The sequence below is a fragment of the Streptomyces sp. NBC_01408 genome (assembly GCF_026340255.1).
Taxonomy (GTDB): domain Bacteria; phylum Actinomycetota; class Actinomycetes; order Streptomycetales; family Streptomycetaceae; genus Streptomyces.
This window is the reverse complement of the sequence record NZ_JAPEPJ010000002.1, coordinates 133,998-149,816: the sequence shown is the minus strand read 5'-3', so window position 1 is coordinate 149,816 and position 15,819 is coordinate 133,998. Positions and strand designations below refer to the sequence as shown.

General features: G+C 73.2%; 15 protein-coding genes. 11 read left to right on the top strand and 4 right to left on the bottom strand.

Annotated features, from left to right (window positions below; translation table 11 throughout):
• The first annotated feature begins 153 nt into the window (after window positions 1-153).
• The 3 genes from OG447_RS23175 (at window position 154) to OG447_RS23165 (ending at window position 2,414) form a co-directional block, all read left to right on the top strand.
• Complete coding sequence (locus OG447_RS23175; protein WP_266939092.1) at window positions 154-1,056, top strand: phosphatase PAP2 family protein; 903 nt, start codon at window positions 154-156, stop codon at window positions 1,054-1,056.
• A complete protein-coding gene (locus tag OG447_RS23170) occupies window positions 1,053-2,042 on the top strand; it encodes a hypothetical protein (protein ID WP_266939090.1) in 990 nt (329 codons plus the stop codon). Before OG447_RS23175 ends, OG447_RS23170 begins: the two co-directional genes overlap by 4 nt.
• Window positions 2,043-2,147: 105 nt before the next feature.
• A complete protein-coding gene (locus OG447_RS23165) occupies window positions 2,148-2,414 on the top strand; it encodes a GlsB/YeaQ/YmgE family stress response membrane protein (protein WP_266939089.1) in 267 nt (88 codons plus the stop codon).
• Between the two features lie 202 nt (window positions 2,415-2,616).
• Here the strand turns inward: OG447_RS23165 and tnpA are convergent, their stop codons facing one another.
• On the bottom strand, window positions 2,617-3,045 hold the full coding sequence (gene tnpA / locus OG447_RS23160; protein ID WP_266934943.1) for an IS200/IS605 family transposase: 429 nt from the start codon (window positions 3,043-3,045) through the stop codon (window positions 2,617-2,619).
• A gap of 23 nt (window positions 3,046-3,068) precedes the next feature.
• Between tnpA and OG447_RS23155 the strand changes: the two genes are divergently transcribed.
• The 4 genes from OG447_RS23155 to OG447_RS23140 all read left to right on the top strand — a co-directional run bounded on the left by OG447_RS23155 (window position 3,069) and on the right by OG447_RS23140 (window position 8,640).
• The gene (locus OG447_RS23155; protein ID WP_266939088.1) at window positions 3,069-4,349 is read left to right on the top strand and encodes a transposase; all 1,281 of its coding nucleotides are present in this window, start codon (window positions 3,069-3,071) and stop codon (window positions 4,347-4,349) included.
• Window positions 4,350-4,596: 247 nt separating this feature from the next.
• The gene (gene rraA / locus OG447_RS23150; RefSeq protein ID WP_266939087.1) at window positions 4,597-5,082 is read left to right on the top strand and encodes a ribonuclease E activity regulator RraA; all 486 of its coding nucleotides are present in this window, start codon (window positions 4,597-4,599) and stop codon (window positions 5,080-5,082) included.
• Window positions 5,083-5,247: 165 nt separating this feature from the next.
• Entirely contained in the window at window positions 5,248-6,894 is a 1,647-nt protein-coding gene (locus OG447_RS23145) for a peptide-N4-asparagine amidase (protein ID WP_266939086.1), read from the top strand.
• A 27-nt stretch (window positions 6,895-6,921) separates the two neighbouring features.
• On the top strand, window positions 6,922-8,640 hold the full coding sequence (locus OG447_RS23140; RefSeq protein WP_266939084.1) for a serine/threonine-protein kinase: 1,719 nt from the start codon (window positions 6,922-6,924) through the stop codon (window positions 8,638-8,640).
• Here OG447_RS23140 and OG447_RS23135 read toward each other — a convergent pair.
• Together OG447_RS23135 and OG447_RS23130 are read right to left on the bottom strand one after the other, a co-directional pair.
• On the bottom strand, window positions 8,637-9,371 hold the full coding sequence (locus tag OG447_RS23135) for a LysM peptidoglycan-binding domain-containing protein (RefSeq protein WP_266939083.1): 735 nt from the start codon (window positions 9,369-9,371) through the stop codon (window positions 8,637-8,639). The genes OG447_RS23140 and OG447_RS23135 overlap by 4 nt on opposite strands.
• A 375-nt stretch (window positions 9,372-9,746) precedes the next feature.
• Window positions 9,747-10,742: a dihydrodipicolinate synthase family protein gene (locus OG447_RS23130; RefSeq protein ID WP_266939082.1), complete on the bottom strand. Its 996-nt coding sequence runs from the start codon at window positions 10,740-10,742 to the stop codon at window positions 9,747-9,749.
• Window positions 10,743-10,812: 70 nt separating this feature from the next.
• Here OG447_RS23130 and OG447_RS23125 point away from each other — a divergent pair, with 70 nt between their 5' ends.
• The 4 genes from OG447_RS23125 (at window position 10,813) to OG447_RS23110 (ending at window position 14,783) form a co-directional block, all read left to right on the top strand.
• Entirely contained in the window at window positions 10,813-11,784 is a 972-nt protein-coding gene (locus OG447_RS23125; protein WP_266939081.1) for a LysR family transcriptional regulator, read from the top strand.
• Window positions 11,785-11,850: 66 nt separating this feature from the next.
• Window positions 11,851-12,936: an S-(hydroxymethyl)mycothiol dehydrogenase gene (locus tag OG447_RS23120; RefSeq protein WP_266939080.1), complete on the top strand. Its 1,086-nt coding sequence runs from the start codon at window positions 11,851-11,853 to the stop codon at window positions 12,934-12,936.
• Between the two features lie 193 nt (window positions 12,937-13,129).
• Window positions 13,130-13,894, top strand: a complete 765-nt coding sequence (locus OG447_RS23115; RefSeq protein WP_266939079.1) for a PIG-L deacetylase family protein — start codon at window positions 13,130-13,132, stop codon at window positions 13,892-13,894.
• A 55-nt stretch (window positions 13,895-13,949) separates the two neighbouring features.
• Window positions 13,950-14,783, top strand: a complete 834-nt coding sequence (locus OG447_RS23110) for an enoyl-CoA hydratase/isomerase family protein (protein WP_266939078.1) — start codon at window positions 13,950-13,952, stop codon at window positions 14,781-14,783.
• Between the two features lie 55 nt (window positions 14,784-14,838).
• Here the strand turns inward: OG447_RS23110 and OG447_RS23105 are convergent, their stop codons facing one another.
• Window positions 14,839-15,735: an SDR family oxidoreductase gene (locus OG447_RS23105; RefSeq protein ID WP_266939077.1), complete on the bottom strand. Its 897-nt coding sequence runs from the start codon at window positions 15,733-15,735 to the stop codon at window positions 14,839-14,841.
• Window positions 15,736-15,819: the final 84 nt, after the last annotated feature.

The following is a 15,819-nucleotide window of genomic DNA, read 5'->3' as shown; positions in this document are numbered from 1 at the left end:
TGTCTTCCGTACAAAGTGTACGGGAAACGGAACCGTATCGGTACACCAGCGTATCGATACGCGAATGTATCGATACACTGGCGTGTCGCAGTGCGCGCGGCCCCGACCAGCCGCGGAAACGAGATCCGAGCACCAGGAAAGAGAGACCGGGGGATGTCCCAGACCACACCTGCCGGACCGGCAGCCGGACGGAGAGCCGCGCGCCGCCGTCTCATACGCGAGCTGCTGCTCGTCGCGGGACTGTTCACCGTCTACAAGGCCGGCCGGACGCTCGCCACGGACCGCACCGAGGAGGCCTTCCGCAACGCCGCACGGGTGTGGGACGCCGAACGCGCCCTGCACCTGCCCGGCGAGGGCGCGGTCCAACGCCTGCTGCTGCACGGCGACGCCCTCGTCCACACCGCGAACACCTACTACGCGGCCGTCCACTTCCCCGCGACCGCGCTCTTCCTGGTCTGGCTCTACCTGCGCCGCCCGGTCCACTACCTGTGGGCGCGCCGCGTCCTGGCCGTGCTCACGGGAGCCGCCCTGGCCCTGCACCTCGGCTTCCCGCTCGCGCCCCCGCGGATGCTCGGCGAAGCCCACCTGATCGACACCGGACAGGTCTACGGGCCCACCGTGTACGGGGCCGCGCCGGCCTCCGACACCATGGCCAACCAGTTCGCCGCGATGCCCTCCCTGCACTTCGGTTGGGCGCTGATGCTCGCGCTCGGCATGATCGCGGCCACCCGGTCGCGATGGCGCGCCCTGTGGCTGCTGCACCCGCTGGTGACCCTGCTCGTGGTCGTCGGCACCGCCAACCACTACTGGCTCGACGCGATCGTGGCGACCGTCCTGCTCGGGGCGGCCCTGCTGCTCGTCCCGCGGCCGGGGCGCCCGGCGGACGCCGCCGCGGACCGGGCGCCGGAGGCCGGTGATGCCGACACGGACCGTGCGGCTTTGTCCGGCGACGGGGACCCGGCGCCGGAGGCTGCCGACGCCGACGCCGACGCCGACGCCATCGGCGTACGCGGTCTGCCGCGGCCGCGGAACCTCCCCGAGGGCGTGGGACGGTGAACGCCACCGCCCTCGCCGTAGGGCTCTGCCTGGCCTCCGCCGTGACCTACGCGTCCGCCGCCGTCGCCCAGGAGCGGCTGGCCCGCGCCGCCGTCGCCCGCAGCGCCAGTGCCCTGCTCGGCTCCGGTGCCTGGTGGTGGTCGGCCGGGCTGAACGCCGCCGCTGCGCTGCTGCACGCGGCCGCCCTGCGGTACGGGCCGCTCACCCTGGTCCAGCCGCTCGGCGCGCTCACCCTCGTGGCCGCCGTCCCGCTGGGCGCGCGCGGAGCCGGGCGCCGGGTGGCGGCCACCGAATGGCGGGGCACCCTCGCCACCGTCGCCGGGCTCGGCCTGCTGCTGCTCCCCGCCTCCGGGCCGGCCCCCGACGACACCCTCACCCTGGCCGAGGCGCTGGCCGTCTCCGGGGCGACGGCCGCCGTCATCCTGATGCTGACCGCCGCCAAGGACCCGCGCTCGGGGCTGCGGCACGCGACGGCCTCCGGGCTGGCCTCCGCGGCAGCCTCGGCCCTGACCCAGACCGTGGCCGTGGCGGCCGGCCGCGGCGGAGCCCTGCTCAGCGTCCGGGTGGTCGCGGTGGCCCTGCTCGTCGTGGTGTTCGCGGTCGGCGGGATGCTGCTGTCCCAGCGGGCCTACCGGGGCGGGCTCGGCGCTCCCCTCGCCGTGGTCAACCTGGCCAATCCGCTGGCGGCGGCCGCCATCGGCATGGTCCTGCTCGGCGAACGCCTCCAGGGCGGTGCGGTGGGGGTGCTGCTGGCGGCGGCCGGAGCCGTCGCGGCGGCACGCGGGGTGCTCCTGCTGACCCGGACCCCGCCCCCCGCGGTGCAGGCCCCGCCCGCCGCCGCGCGAACTCCGGCCACCACGCCTGCCACCCCCGGCCACCCGGCTCCTCCTGCGCCCACTGCGGCGGTCACGCCCGGCGTGCCGGGGATGCCCGTACCGCTTGTCCCGCCCGCCGCCATCGTGCCGATCAGCCGCGCGGTGGCCTGAGCGCGGCGGCCTGAGCGCGGCGGCTGCGGTCGGCCGGAGAACCGTTCCGGTCTCGAACACGTCCTCCTGGGTGAACACCCGAACCACCGAAACGGAGTGACTGGCATGGGGATCGTCAGCTGGATCGTCCTGGGCCTGCTGGCCGGAGCCGTCGCCAAGGTCCTGCTTCCCGGCCGTGACCCCGGCGGTCTGATCGGCACCACCCTCATCGGCGTCGCCGGAGCCTTCATCGGCGGCTGGCTCTCGGCGAAGTTCCTGGACCGGCCGATCCAGACGGAGTTCTTCGACCTCGCCACCTGGGGCGCCGCCATCGGCGGCTCGCTCGTCCTGCTCATCGGCTACCGTCTGCTCTTCGGCAACTCGCGCGACTGAGGGGCGGGGGATGAGCCGGCGCGACTACGTGGCACGGGGCGTACCCGGCGGATACCGGATCTGGAAGACCAAGGGCGGCCGTTGGCGGGGCGAGCTCTACCTCTGATCTTGGCCAGTGCTCCGCCCTTCAGGGCGGGGGTGAAGGCCATCCTTGGCCCGGAGGCGCGGAGCGTCGGAGTGCTCTGCGCCTCCGGGGTGACGGTCAGACGGGGCGTTGCTGGTTTTCGATGTACTGCTTGACGGCGGTCAGGGGTGCGCCGCCACATGAGCCGGCGAAGTAGGAGCCGGACCAGAAGTGTCCGCCCCACAGGTACCGGCGGACGTGGCTCTCGTACTCCTGGCGCAGCCTGCGGGAGCTGACGCCTTTGAGGGAGTTGACCAGCTTGGAAAGCTGCACCTTCGGCGGGTAGTGCACGAGCAGGTGCACGTGGTCCTGTTCGCCGTTGAACTGTTTCAGCTCGGCTTCGAAGTCGGCGCAGACCTCCCCCATGATCTCTTCGGTGCGGGTCAGCATGACGTCGGTGAACGCCTTCCGCCGGTACTTCGTGACAAAAACCAAGTGAACGTGCAGGTTGTAAACAACATGGCGACCCGTTCTGACATCGGGATTAGGTTTCCAGCGTGGTGACATAAGCCAATGTTAGGGTTTCCGTTGTGAGTCAAGACTCCCTGGTGAAGCGGCAGTTCGGGCACCGTGCCCGTCTTTCGCTATCGCGCGCCGAGGTGTTGAAGACTGATGGCCAGGCGCACGCGGCCCGCACCATGTGGAACCTGCTGCACGCCTGGTGGCGGATGATGCCGAAGGAAAAACGGACTCTTGCGAACGCGGACGCCGCGATCCGCCAGGCCCGCGAGGACATCGACTTTCTCGCTGTCCTTCCCGCGCAGGCCGCGCAAGCGGTGTTGAAGACGTACTTCCAGGCGTGGAAGAACTGCTGGGACGGCCGCGCCGACGCCCCGAATTTCAAGGGCCGGTTCCGCACGGTGATGTCCGTGGACGTTCCGCAGGGCCGGGACCTGAACATCACCCGCGTGCACCGCCGCTGGGGCATGGCCAACATTCCCAAGGTGGGCCGGGTCCGATTCCGGTGGACCAAGGACCTGCCCGTGGGCAAGCACGCCAACGGGGAGAACCGGATCACCGGGGCGCGGCTGGTCAAGGACGTGCTCGGCTGGCACATCGCCTTCCGTGTTCGGACCTTGGAGGCCAAGCCCGATCCCCACCAGGGGCCGGACGTCGGCATAGATGTGGGCGTCACCGTGCCCATAGCCCTCTCGGACGGCGAAACGTACGAGCACGGCGAATGGCTGACCGGCAAGGAGAAAGCCAGGCTTCTGCACCTGGAGCAGCGCGCCGCGCAGCGTAAGCAGCACCGCAAGCCCGGCGAGCGCACCAGCCGCCGGCTGCACCACACCTACGACCAGATCGCAGGACTCCGCGCGAAAGCCAAGCGCCGGGCCCTGGACTGGCAGCACCAGACGACCACCGCCATCGCCCGCACGTACGGCACCGTTGTGGTCGAAGCACTCACCATCACGAACATGGTCAAGTCGGCCAGGGGAACCATCGAAGAGCCGGGGAAGAACGTCGCCCAGAAATCCGGGCTGAACCGCTCCATCAGCGGGGAGGCGTGGGGCCGGACGGTCACCATGCTGACGTACAAGACCGCCCAGCTCGGCGGCACCCTGCACAAGGTCCCGGCCCCCAATACTTCCCGGCGATGCTCCGCGTGCGGCTTCATCACGCCGGGGAGCCGAGAGTCCCAGGCCGTGTTCGTGTGCAAGAACCCGGACTGCGGCTGGTCAGGCAGCGCCGACTGGAACGCAGCCCGGAACGTCTTGCACCTGTACCGGATGGGCCACGCGCTCATCCCGGCTGCCGGGAGGGCAGTCGTCAGGCGTGCCAAACGCGTCAAGCCCGCTGCCGCAAGGTAAGCAGGAATCTCCCGGCTTCAGCCGGGAGAGCACTTCAAGAACTCTGCCCCGACGACCTCCTCGCCGAACTGAACGGCAAGGCGGACCCCGAGAAGATCACCGCGCTGCTCAAGCGGTACCGGGCCCTGAAACGCTGACGGACCGGGCCCGTGGAACCGGGCCCGGAGGGGCCGCGCACCGCCGATTACCCTGGCTGCCTGGACCGACACGACAGCAGCAGTACGAGCAGTGAGGAACCGGCAGAGCAATGAGCGTCATCCCCGTCCCCACCACCGACCTGTACGACGAGCACGGCGAGGCGCTCGGCATCTGCGCCGTCCAGTTCCACCAGTACGGTGGCCACCGGCAGTTCGCGGGCCCCGTACGGACGCTGTCCTGCCACGAGGACAACGCCCTGCTGCGAGAACTGGTCAACACCCCGGGCGAGGGCGCCGTACTCGTCGTCGACGGCGGCGGATCCCTGCGCACCGCCCTCATCGGCGACCTGATCGGCGGCGCCGCCGAACGCAACGGCTGGGCGGGTCTGATCATCAGCGGCGCGGTCCGCGACAGCGTGGCCCTCGGGGAGCTCGCCCTCGGCATCAAGGCGCTGGGCACGGTCCCGCGCAAGAGCGGCAAGACCGGCGCGGGCACGGTGGACGGGCCCGTCACGATCGGCGAGGTCACCTTCCGCGCCGGCGACACCGTCCACGCGGACGACGACGGCGTCGTGGTGCTCGCCACCGCGAACTGACCCGCCCCGCCCCCGGGTCCGCCGGCTCCGGCCCCCGGGTCCGCCGCACGGGGTCCCGTATCCCGCACACCAGGCCCCGTACCCGCCGCGCCGGGGGACCGGATCCCGCCACGTCTGCGTCGGGGGCTAGCGGGAAGCGGGGGCTCCGGGTTTCACTGCGGGCCCATGAGACGACACAGGATCATGGGCCTGCTGGGCGCGCTGACCCTCGCCGCGGCCACCCTGGCCGGCACCGCGGGACCCGCGAACGCCGCCACCCCCGCCGTCCCCGGGGCGGGAGCGGGCGTGACCCCGCCCGCCGAGTTCGGCACCGACTGGCACGACCCCCTCACCGCCGCGCCGCCCGTCGCCCGGCCCGCGACCCGGTCCTGCCAGGTCACCCTCGCCGAGGCCCAGTTCCGCGACTTCACCCCGTACCAGGGGAGCTACGCGCCGCCCACGGGCTGCGGCGCCGACGGCTGGGCCAAGGTGGTGCTGCGGCTCGACGGCAAGGTCAAGGGCCGCCAGTACGACCGCCTCGGCCACCTCTCCCTCGGCGGCGTGGAGATCCTCCGCACCTCCACCCCCCAGCCCTCGCCCGACGGAATCAACTGGTCGGTCGAGAAGGACGTCACGCGTTACCGCGACACCCTCACCCGCCCGCAGCCCGTCGAGATGCTCATCGGCAACGTCGTCAACGACACGTACACCGGGGTCATCGACGTCAAGGTCACCCTCACCTTCTACGCCGCCGATCCCCGCACCGGCGCCACCGCGCCCGCCGGGACCCCCGACCGGGTCCTCGCCCTCACCTCACCGGACGTCACCACCCCGCGCAACACCGAGCGGCTCCTCGCCGAGGTCTACGCCACCGGCTCGGGCGGCGGCTGCGAGGAGTACTGGTACATGACCACCCCCGACGCGGCCCCGTACTCCTGCAAGGCAGCCGACGGCCCCTACCGCGAGGTCCGGATCTCCGTGGACGGACGGCTCGCCGGCATCGCCGCGCCCTTCCCCACCGTCTGGACCGGCGGCTGGTCCAACCCCTTCCTCTGGTACGTCACCCCCGGCCCCCGGGCCTTCGACGTCCAGCCGGTCCTCTACGACCTGACCCCGTTCGCCGGCCTGCTCAACGACGGCCGCTCCCACCGGATCGAGGTGTCCGTGGCGGGGGTGCCGGCCGGGCAGAGCGGCTGGAGCACGCCCACCAACCTGCTGCTGTGGCAGGACGAGGCCCGGGAGGTCGTCACCGGATCCCTCACCCGGCACGAGCAGAGCGAGCCGCGGGGCTCCTCCCGCTGGACGCCCGGCGCCGAGCACCGGCTGGACACCGAGGGCGGACACGAACTGACGGTCGCCGGGTACCTGGACACCTCCCACGGGCGGGTCGCCACCACCGTCACCCGCGCCGTCCGCAACACCTCGGTGCACCGCTGGACCGAGGGCGAGAACCGCGACGCCCTCACCGCCACCTGGACCGACGAGGAGAGCGTGACCCGGGGGAAGGACACCACCCGCACCACGCGGACCTACACGATGGAGGGCGAGACCACCCTGGGCGCCGGGGACCGGCTGCGCACCGTCCTCTCGCTGGGCGACGCCGCGGACACCGTCACCCTGCGCGGAGGCCGCGTCGTCGACCGGGTCCGGCTCGACGACCGGTACACGGGCGACGCCACCTACACGGCGAACGTCCCGCGCGACCAGCGGCACGCGGTCGGCACCACCTCGGCCCGCTACCGGCTGTACGGCTCCGCGGCCGGCGGCGGGTGCTACGACCGGACCGTGGCCACCGCCCAGGGCACCGTCACGGTGGACCGGCGGCGCTGCTGATCCCGGCGGCGCCTACGATGACCGGCCATGGACACGAGTGAGGCCGGCAGACGGCTGATCGGCGGGCGCTTCGAGCTGGTCGAACCCCTGGGCAGCGGCGGCATGGGCACGGTGTGGCGCGCCCGCGACATCGCACTGGACCGCGAGGTCGCCCTCAAGGAGGTGCGCCCGCCGGACCCGGCGACCGCCGCCGCCCAGCCCGGCCTCGCCGTCCAGCTGCGCGAACGGGCCGTCCGGGAGGCCCGCGCCCTCGCCCGGCTGGCCCACCCGCACGTGGTGACGATCCATCACATCGTGGATCCCGCCGCCGAGGGCGGTACGCAGGGTGCGGGGGCTGCGGGAGCTCCGGGCGGCCCGGACGCGCATCCGTGGATTGTGATGGAGCTCGTCCGGGGCGGCTCGCTCCACGAGCGGCTGGGCTCCGGCCCGATGCCGGTGGCGCAGGTGCTGCGGCTCGGCCTCGAGGTGCTCTCCGCGCTGCGCGCCGCCCACGCCGAAGGGGTGCTGCACCGCGATGTGAAACCGGCCAACGTACTGCTGCGGCCCGACGGCGGTGCCGTGCTGACGGACTTCGGCATCGCGGCCCTGCACGGCTCCGCCGGGCTCACCTCCACCGGGGTGCTCATCGGCTCCCCGGAGTACATCGCGCCCGAGCGGGTGCGCGGGGAGGAGGGGCTGGCCGCCTCGGACCTCTGGTCGCTGGGCATGCTGCTGTACGTGGCCGCCGAGGGCGTGCATCCGCTCCGCCGCGCCACCAGCCTGGCCACCGTGGTCGCCGTGCTCGACGAGCCGATCCCCGCTCCGGTGCGCTCCGGTGCGCTGGGACCCGTACTGGAACGGCTGCTCGTACGGGACCCGGCCGCTCGGCCCGACGCGGCGCAGCTGGAACAGCTGCTCCGGAACGCGAGCAGTGCTCCCGGCGGCAGCACGCCGCCCCTCACACCCCCGCCGGCCCTGGGCCAGTACGGCCCCCCGGTGCACGCGACCCTGTCGCCGTACCCGGGGCCGTCCATGTCCCCGTACGCGCCCACGGCGTCGGTCGCGTCGGATCCCGGCCGGCGCCGGAGCCCGGCGGTGCTCGCCGCAGCGCTCGCGGCCGTCCTGACCGCCGGGGTGATCGGGATCGTCCAGTTGCTGCCCGACGGCACCGCCTCGAAGGACGGCGCGAAGGGAAGCGCGAGCGGTACCCCCGCCGCCTCGGGGACCGGCCCGGCGCCCACCGGGCCGCCCGCCGACGCGCCGGGTCCGGGCGCGTCCGAGCCGGCCGCGTCCGGGCCCGCCACGCACAAGGCGAGCGTGCCCCAGGGCGGTCTGCTCACCCCCGACGGCATCCGGACCGCGCTGGCCGCCCTGAAGCAGCAGACGGGCACGACCACCTTCGTGAACCTGCGGATCTACGAGGAGTACGTCATCGCCTCGGTCCCCACGGCCCCCGGAGCGAAGACCGTGGACTCCTGGCAGTACCGGGGCGGCGAGGTCACCCGGACCGGCCCGGCCGGCACCGTCAAGGACCGCGCGCCGCTCATGGACATGGCCGAGGTCGAGTGGGACGCCCTGCCCGCCCTCCTCGAACAGTCCCAGCGGGACCTCGGAGTGGCGAACCCCACCTCGCGGTACGTGATCGTCGAGCCCTGGATGATGGACCAGAGCCCGTCCGTGCGCCCGTACCTCAGTGACGAGTACGGCCAGGGCGGTTACGTCCTCGCCGGAACCGACGGCAAGGTCAGGAAGGTCTACCGCTCCTAGTAAGGCCCGTTGACGTTGTCGATCGAACCGTAGCGGGCGGCCGCGTAGTTGCAGGCAGCCGTGATGTTCGCGACCGGGTTGTAGGAGTCCAGCGAGGTGCCGGGCACGTGGTAGGCCTTGAACGTCGGGTCGATGACCTGGAGCAGGCCCTTGGACGGGATCCCGTTCTGGGCGTTGATGTCCCAGTTGTTGATGGCGAGGGGGTTGCCCGAGGACTCCCGCATCACGTTGCGGTGAATTCCGTTGTAGGAACCGGGAATTCCGTGCTTGGCCATGACGTCGAGGGACTCGCGGATCCATCCGTCGAGATTGTTCGCGTAGGCGGGCTTGGCGGCCGGCTTGATGGCGGGCCGGGCGGCGGACCTGCTCGCGCGGGCGGTCTCGGCCTGGGTGCCGAGGTTCAGCTTGATACCGGGCCGGATGATCGCCGGGTTGTCGCCGATGACGCTCCGGTTCGCCGCGTAGAGCTTCTTCCAGCCGCCGCTCACGGAATGCTCCACGGCGATCTCGGAAAGGGTGTCGCCGGGGACCACGGAATAGGTCGTGGGAGTGGCGGTGCGGGCCGCGGGGGCGGCGGTGTGAGCCGCGGGAGCGGTGGTCGTCTCCACCGCCCCGGCGGTGGTCGCGCTGATCAGCGGGAGTGTGAGGGCCGCGCCACCGGTGCCGGCGAGTGCCAGCTTGCGGGTGATCGGGTGGTGCTTCGGCCGGCGGTGCTTTCCCTTTGCGGGCATGGCGGAATTCCTCACGTGGGGGGACGGAGAGCCCGGGCGGCGGGCCGGATTCGGCTGCGTACCACCAGGAACGAGGTGACCGTAAGCGAGCCCGCCGGGTGGGAACAAGAGCCGAAATCCACCGGTAGATCGACTTCCCGCTATACGTCCGGTGAATGACCTTGTCGGCGTCTCTGTGCAATAGCCGATTCCCTTTCCGGGAAAAGGGAATCGACCTCCCGGGGGAAATGATGTTGGCGCATCCGGCGTGACTCACATCACGGGCCCGCGGCCTCGCGGCCGATACGGGCAACTCTGCTCTCCGTGGGCCTCATTTGGGCGACTCGCACGTAGGGGGTAAATCGCCCATCATGGAAGTTATCCGGCGCGTAACCCTCAGCTCTGGAGCTCCGCCAGGCGCTCTAGAGCGACCGCCACCGCCGCCTCCGAGGCCGGCAGCAGGGGGAGCCGTACGTCAGGCGTCGGGATCCGCCCCAGCGCGTGCAGCGCACCCTTGACGACCGTCGGGTTGGGCTCGGCGAAGGCCTCTGCGGACAGCCGGGCCAGCGCGTGCCCCAGCGTGCGCGCCCGCGCCACGTCCCCCGCCCGCCAGGCTCCGGCGAGCTCCACGAACCGGGCCGTCGCCAGATGCGCCGAGGCCAGGATCCCGCCCGTCGCGCCCAGTGCCAGCAGCGGGGACACGTACGCGTCGTCCCCGGCCAGCACCTCGAACCCGTCCGGCAGGTCACCGAGCAGCGAGACCGTGTCCTCGCCGATGCCCCCGCCCGCGTACTTCACCCCGGCGACCCCCGCGAGCGATCCCAGCGCCCGCAGCGCGGCCGCGTCCAGCGACTGCCCGGTGCGGTACGGGACGTGATAGACGATCAGCGGTACGGGGCTCACCTCGGCCAGCCGCGCGAAGTGCGCCAGCACGCCCGCGGCGGAGGGCCGCACGAACGGGGGCACGGTCACCAGCGCCGCGCCCGCCTGCGGCCACCGCGCCAGCCGGGCCAGCGAGGCCTCCGCGGCCCGGGTCCCGCTCGCCCCGGCGCCCACCGTCAGCACTGCGCCGTGCTCCGCGCAGACCTGGGCGCACACATCGGTGACCAGGTCGCGCTCCGCCTCGTCGAGGGTGGCCGTCTCGGCGGTGGTGCCGAGGGCGACGATCCCGGTGGCGCCCGCGTCGAGCACCTCGTGGGCGAGGGACTCCAGGGCCTCGGCGGCGATGTCCCCGCCTCGGGTGAAGGGGGTGACGAGCGGGACGTGGATCCCGTGGAGGCCGGCGGTCCGGTGGGGGTCGCCGGAGCGGTGGAGTTCGCCGGTCCGGTGGAGGTTGCCGGAGTGGTCCCGGGGCAGGCCGTGGGCGGTCGTGGCCGCGGTGTCATGTGTCATGCGTCGACCCTTACCCGTACCGAGCGTCGAATCCAGTTCGCGTTCCTTACCCCACCCGTAAGCTGAGCCGATGCTCGACGTCCGACGCCTGCGTCTGCTCCGTGAACTCGCCCACCGCGGGACCATCGCCGCCGTGGCCCAGGCCCTCGCCTTCAGCCCTTCGGCGGTGTCCCAGCAACTCGGCGTCCTCGAACGCGAGGCCGGCCTGCCGCTGCTGGAGCGCACCGGCCGCCGGGTCCGGCTCACCCCGGCCGGACAGAACCTCGTCCGGCACGCCGAGGCCGTTCTCGAACGCCTCGAACAGGCCGATGCCGACCTCGCGGAGGCGCGCAGCGGCCTGGCCGGCGTCCTGCGGATCGGCTCCTTCCCCACCGCCACCCGGGCCATCGTCCCGGCCGCCCTGACCGGCCTCGCGCGGCGTCACCCCGCGCTGGAGCCGATGGTCTCGGAGACCGACCCGGCGGCGGTCGCGAACGCCCTGCGGGCCGGGGACCTGGACGTGGCCCTGGTCCACGAGTACGACTTCGTCCCCGCGCCCCGTGAGCCGGGGTTGACGGCCGAGCCGCTGTACACGGAGGCGATGTACCTGGCCGCGCCCGCGGCGCGGACTCCCGGCCGCCCCGGACCCGAGCCCGAGCGCCGCCCCGCACCGCACCCCGAGCCCGGCCCCGACCAGGGCGCGGTACTCCGCGTCCATGCGGACGCCCCGTGGATCACGGCCACGCCCGGCACCCTCTGCCACGCCATGACCGTACGGGCCTGCCAGGCAGCCGGGTTCGCGCCCAGGGTCCGCCACCAGGTCGACGAGTTCGCCACCGTCCTCGCCCTGGTGGCGGCCGGCCAGGGCGTGGCCGTCGTCCCGCAGCTCGGCCTTTCCGGCCACGAGGACCTGGACGTCCGCCTGACCCGCCTCCCCATGGCGCGCCGCACCCGGATCGCCTTCCGCAGCGGGGCCGCCGCCCACCCGGCCGTGGCCGCCTTCGGCGCGGCCCTGCGGGCCGCCGTACCGTCGGAACTGGCCGGATCGCGCGCCTCGGAGTGACGCAACTCCCGTACGCCCCGTGGCCCGTGTAGGTTCAGACGACAGTCAACGAGAGCGGGGTAGGACGTGACGCATCGCGTACGAGGGGTCATTGCCCGGAGCAAGGGTGCACCGGTGGAGACGACGACGATCCTCGTGCCCGACCCGGGACCCGGCGAGGCGCTGGTACGGGTCCAGGCCTGCGGGGTCTGCCACACCGACCTGCACTACCGCGAGGGCGGGATCAACGACGAGTTCCCCTTCCTGCTCGGCCACGAAGCCGCAGGGATCGTGGAATCGGTCGGCCCGGACGTCACCTCCGTGGCCCCCGGTGACTTCGTCGTCCTCAACTGGCGGGCGGTGTGCGGCACCTGCCGGGCCTGCAAGCGGGGACGCCCCTGGTACTGCTTCGCCACGCACAACGCCACCCAGTCCATGACCCTGGAGGACGGCACCAAGCTCTCCCCGGCGCTGGGCATCGGCGCCTTCGCCGAGAAGACCCTGGTCGCGGCCGGCCAGTGCACCAAGGTGGACCCGGCCGCCGCCCCCGGCGCCGCCGGACTCCTCGGCTGCGGGGTGATGGCCGGCCTCGGCGCGGCCCTGAACACCGGCAACGTCGGCCGGGGCGACTCCGTAGCCGTCATCGGCTGCGGGGGAGTGGGCAACGCGGCCGTGGCGGGAGCCCGGCTGGCGGGCGCCTCGAAGATCATCGCGGTGGACCTGGACGACCGGAAGCTGGAATGGGCCCGCGGCCTGGGCGCCACGCACACCGTCAACGGCCGTACGGAGGACGTGGTCAAGGCCGTCCAGGCGCTCACCGACGGCAACGGCGCGGACGTGGTCATCGACGCGGTGGGCCGCCCCGAGACCTACCGCCAGGCGTTCTACGCGCGCGACCTCGCCGGGACCGTGGTCCTGGTCGGGGTGCCCACGCCGGAGATGAAGCTCGAACTGCCGCTCCTCGACGTCTTCGGCCGCGGCGGCGCCCTGAAGTCCTCCTGGTACGGGGACTGCCTGCCCGAGCGGGACTTCCCGCTCCTCATCGACCTCTACCTGCAGGGCCGTCTCGACCTGGACGCATTCGTCTCCGAGACCATCCCCCTCGACGGGGTCGAGGCCGCGTTCGCCCGGATGGAACGGGGCGAGGTGCTCCGCTCGGTCGTGGAGTTCTGACGGCACGCCCTACGGGGGACCGCGTCGGGCGGGCTCCACGAAGGTGCGGGTGAGGCGTTCCCCGGGGCCGGCCGGTCCCGTCCGCCCGGGGGAAGCCGTACGGGACGGCGCGAAGCGGGTACCGGCGGCGCCCGGTGGGGTCCGGCGGGGCCACCACCTGTCCGTGACGGTCCGTTCGCCTATTGTGCGGATCATGACCGAACACCTTGACCAGCCCGCTCCCTTGGAGCCCATGCCCACCGACTGGCAGCGCGCCCTCGCCGTGGTGGCGCACCCCGACGACCTCGAATACGGCTGCGCGGCCGCGATCGCCGACTGGACGGACGGCGGCCGTGAGGTCGTCTACCTCCTCGCCACGCGCGGGGAGGCGGGCATCGACAGCATCGCCCCGGCCGAATGCGCCACGCTGCGCGAGGCGGAGCAGCGCGCGAGCGCGGCCGTCGTCGGCGTGTCCGAGGTGGAGTTCCTCGACTACCGCGACGGGGTCGTCGAGTACGGCCTCGACCTGCGCCGCGACATCGCCGCTGCCATCCGCCGGCACCGCCCCGAGCTCGTCATCACCCTCAACCACCGGGACACGTGGGGCGGGGCGAACGGCGGCGGAGCCTGGAACACGCCCGACCACAAGGCCGTCGGCCGGGCCACCCTGGACGCGGCGGGCGACGCGGGCAACCGGTGGATCTTCCCCGAGCTCATCTCGGAGCAGGGCCTGGAGCCGTGGGACGGGGTGCGCTGGGTCGCGGTGTCCGGTTCCATCACGCCGACGCACGCGGCCGACGCCGGTCCCGGCCTGGAGCGGTCGGTGAAGTCCCTGCTGGAGCACAAGGCGTACATCGACGTCCTGACGGACCAGGACCCCGAGGAGTACGTCCGCACCTTCCTCACCGGCTACGCCCAGCAGACCGCGCCCCGGTTCGGCGGCCGCCCGGCGGTCCCGTTCGAGGTCTTCCCCCGCTGACCCGGCCACCCCTAAGCTGACGATCCGTCAGAGACCGCGGGGGTGGGGGGACTCGGTGATCGACACCATCACCACGGACATCGCGGAGGGTGAGGAGCGCATCCGGCTGGAGGTCGCGGACGGCGTCGCGGTCCTCACCCTGTGCCGACCGGACCGGCTCAACGGCTGGAGCTGGGAGTCCACCCGCCAGCTGGGCCTGCTGGCGGACCGGATCCGCTTCGACCCCGCCGTACGGGTGGTCCTGCTGAGGGCCGAGGGTCGGGCCTTCTGCGCGGGCATCGACGTGAACGCCCCCGGCGGCGCCGTCACGGGCGGATCCGCCGCCGAGCGCACCCGCAACTACTACGAGGGCCTCCGATGGGTCCACGAGCGCTTCGCGGTCCTCGCCCGGCTCCCGCAGCCGGTGGTCGCGGCCGTCCAGGGGTACTGCCTCGGCTTCGGCTTCGAACTGGCCCTGATGGCGGACGTCCGGGTGGCCGCCGAGGACGCCGTCTTCGCCCTGCCGGAGGCCCGGCTGGGCGTGGCCGTGGACGCGGGCGGAGACCTGCGCATCGCCCGCGAGGCGGGCGCGGGCTGGGCCAAGTACCTGGCCCTGACGGGCCGCCGGATCGACGCGGCGACGGCCGAGCGGCTGCACCTGGTCCAACTGGTCGTCCCGGGACCGGAGCTGGAGTCCACCGCCCGGCAGCTGGCGGCGGAGATCGCCGCGAACGCCCCGCTCGCCGTCCAGGGCATCAAGCGCGCCGTCGACGCCTACGCCGACGCGGCCCTCCCCGCGGCCCTCGACCGTGTCGCGATGACCGCCGCCCTCACCCTCACCTCGGACGACTGCCGCGAGGGCTACGGCGCGAAGGCGGCCCGCCGCCCGCCGCACTTCAACGGAGCCTGACCGCAGGCCCGGCCCCGGCCCCGGCCCCGGCCGGGAGCAGGGTTCCCGCTCGCGCTCAGGAACCGAACGGGCCGCGCCCCAACTGCTCGCGCACCGGGACGACTTCCGGGCTGACCACCGTCCGCCGCTGCCAGTTCGCCCCGTCGACCACCAGGGTGTGCCCGGTCACGAAGCGGGCGTACGGCGAGGCCAGGAAGGTGGCGGCCCAGCCCAGTTCGTGCGGCGCGCCGACCCGCAGGGCGGGCTGCCGGGAGTCCCGGGCGCCGGGTGCGGCGCGCTCCAGGCCACCCCGGATGTCCTCGGTCATGTCGGCGTGCGGGAACAGCCCGGGGACGAGCCCGTTGATCTGGATGCCGTACGGGCCCCACTCCACGGCGAGCGTCTCCACCAGGCTCTTCACCCCGGCCTTGGCCGCCGCGCTGTGGGCGAAGCCGGGCCCGCCCGTCCAGGCGTACGAGGCGCCGATGTTCACGATCGACCCGGGAGTGCCCGCGGCGAGGTGGCGGCGGCCGAACTCGCGGGTCATGAACCAGGTGCCGGTCAGGGTGATGTCCACCACCGCCCGCCAGGCGTTGGGCGACAGGTCTTCGGCCGGGCAGGGGAAGTTGGCGGCCGCGTTGTTGACCAGGACGTCCGGCAGGCCCAGCGCCGCCTCGGCCGCGTCGAAGACCTCCGCGACCCGCTCGGGGTCCCTGATGTCGCAGACGGCCGCCGCCACCCGGCCCGCGCCGGGGACGGCCGCCAGCTCCTCGCGCGCCGCCTCCAGCTGCTCGGAGCGGCGGCTCGCGATCACGACATCGGCGCCGAGCCGGGCGAACTCGGCGGCGATGGCCTTGCCCAGCCCGGTGCCGCCGCCGGTCACGAGGACCACCTGCCCCGCGTACGAGCCGGGAGGCAGGGCGGCGGCGCCGGGCGGCGGCGGCGCGGGCAGACCGCGCGGAGGGTTCTCCATGCGCCCATCGATAGCGTGCGGGCGCCCAGATCGCCATGCCCGTGACCGGCTCACCGTCCCGGGCGACCGGCTCACAGCGTCCGG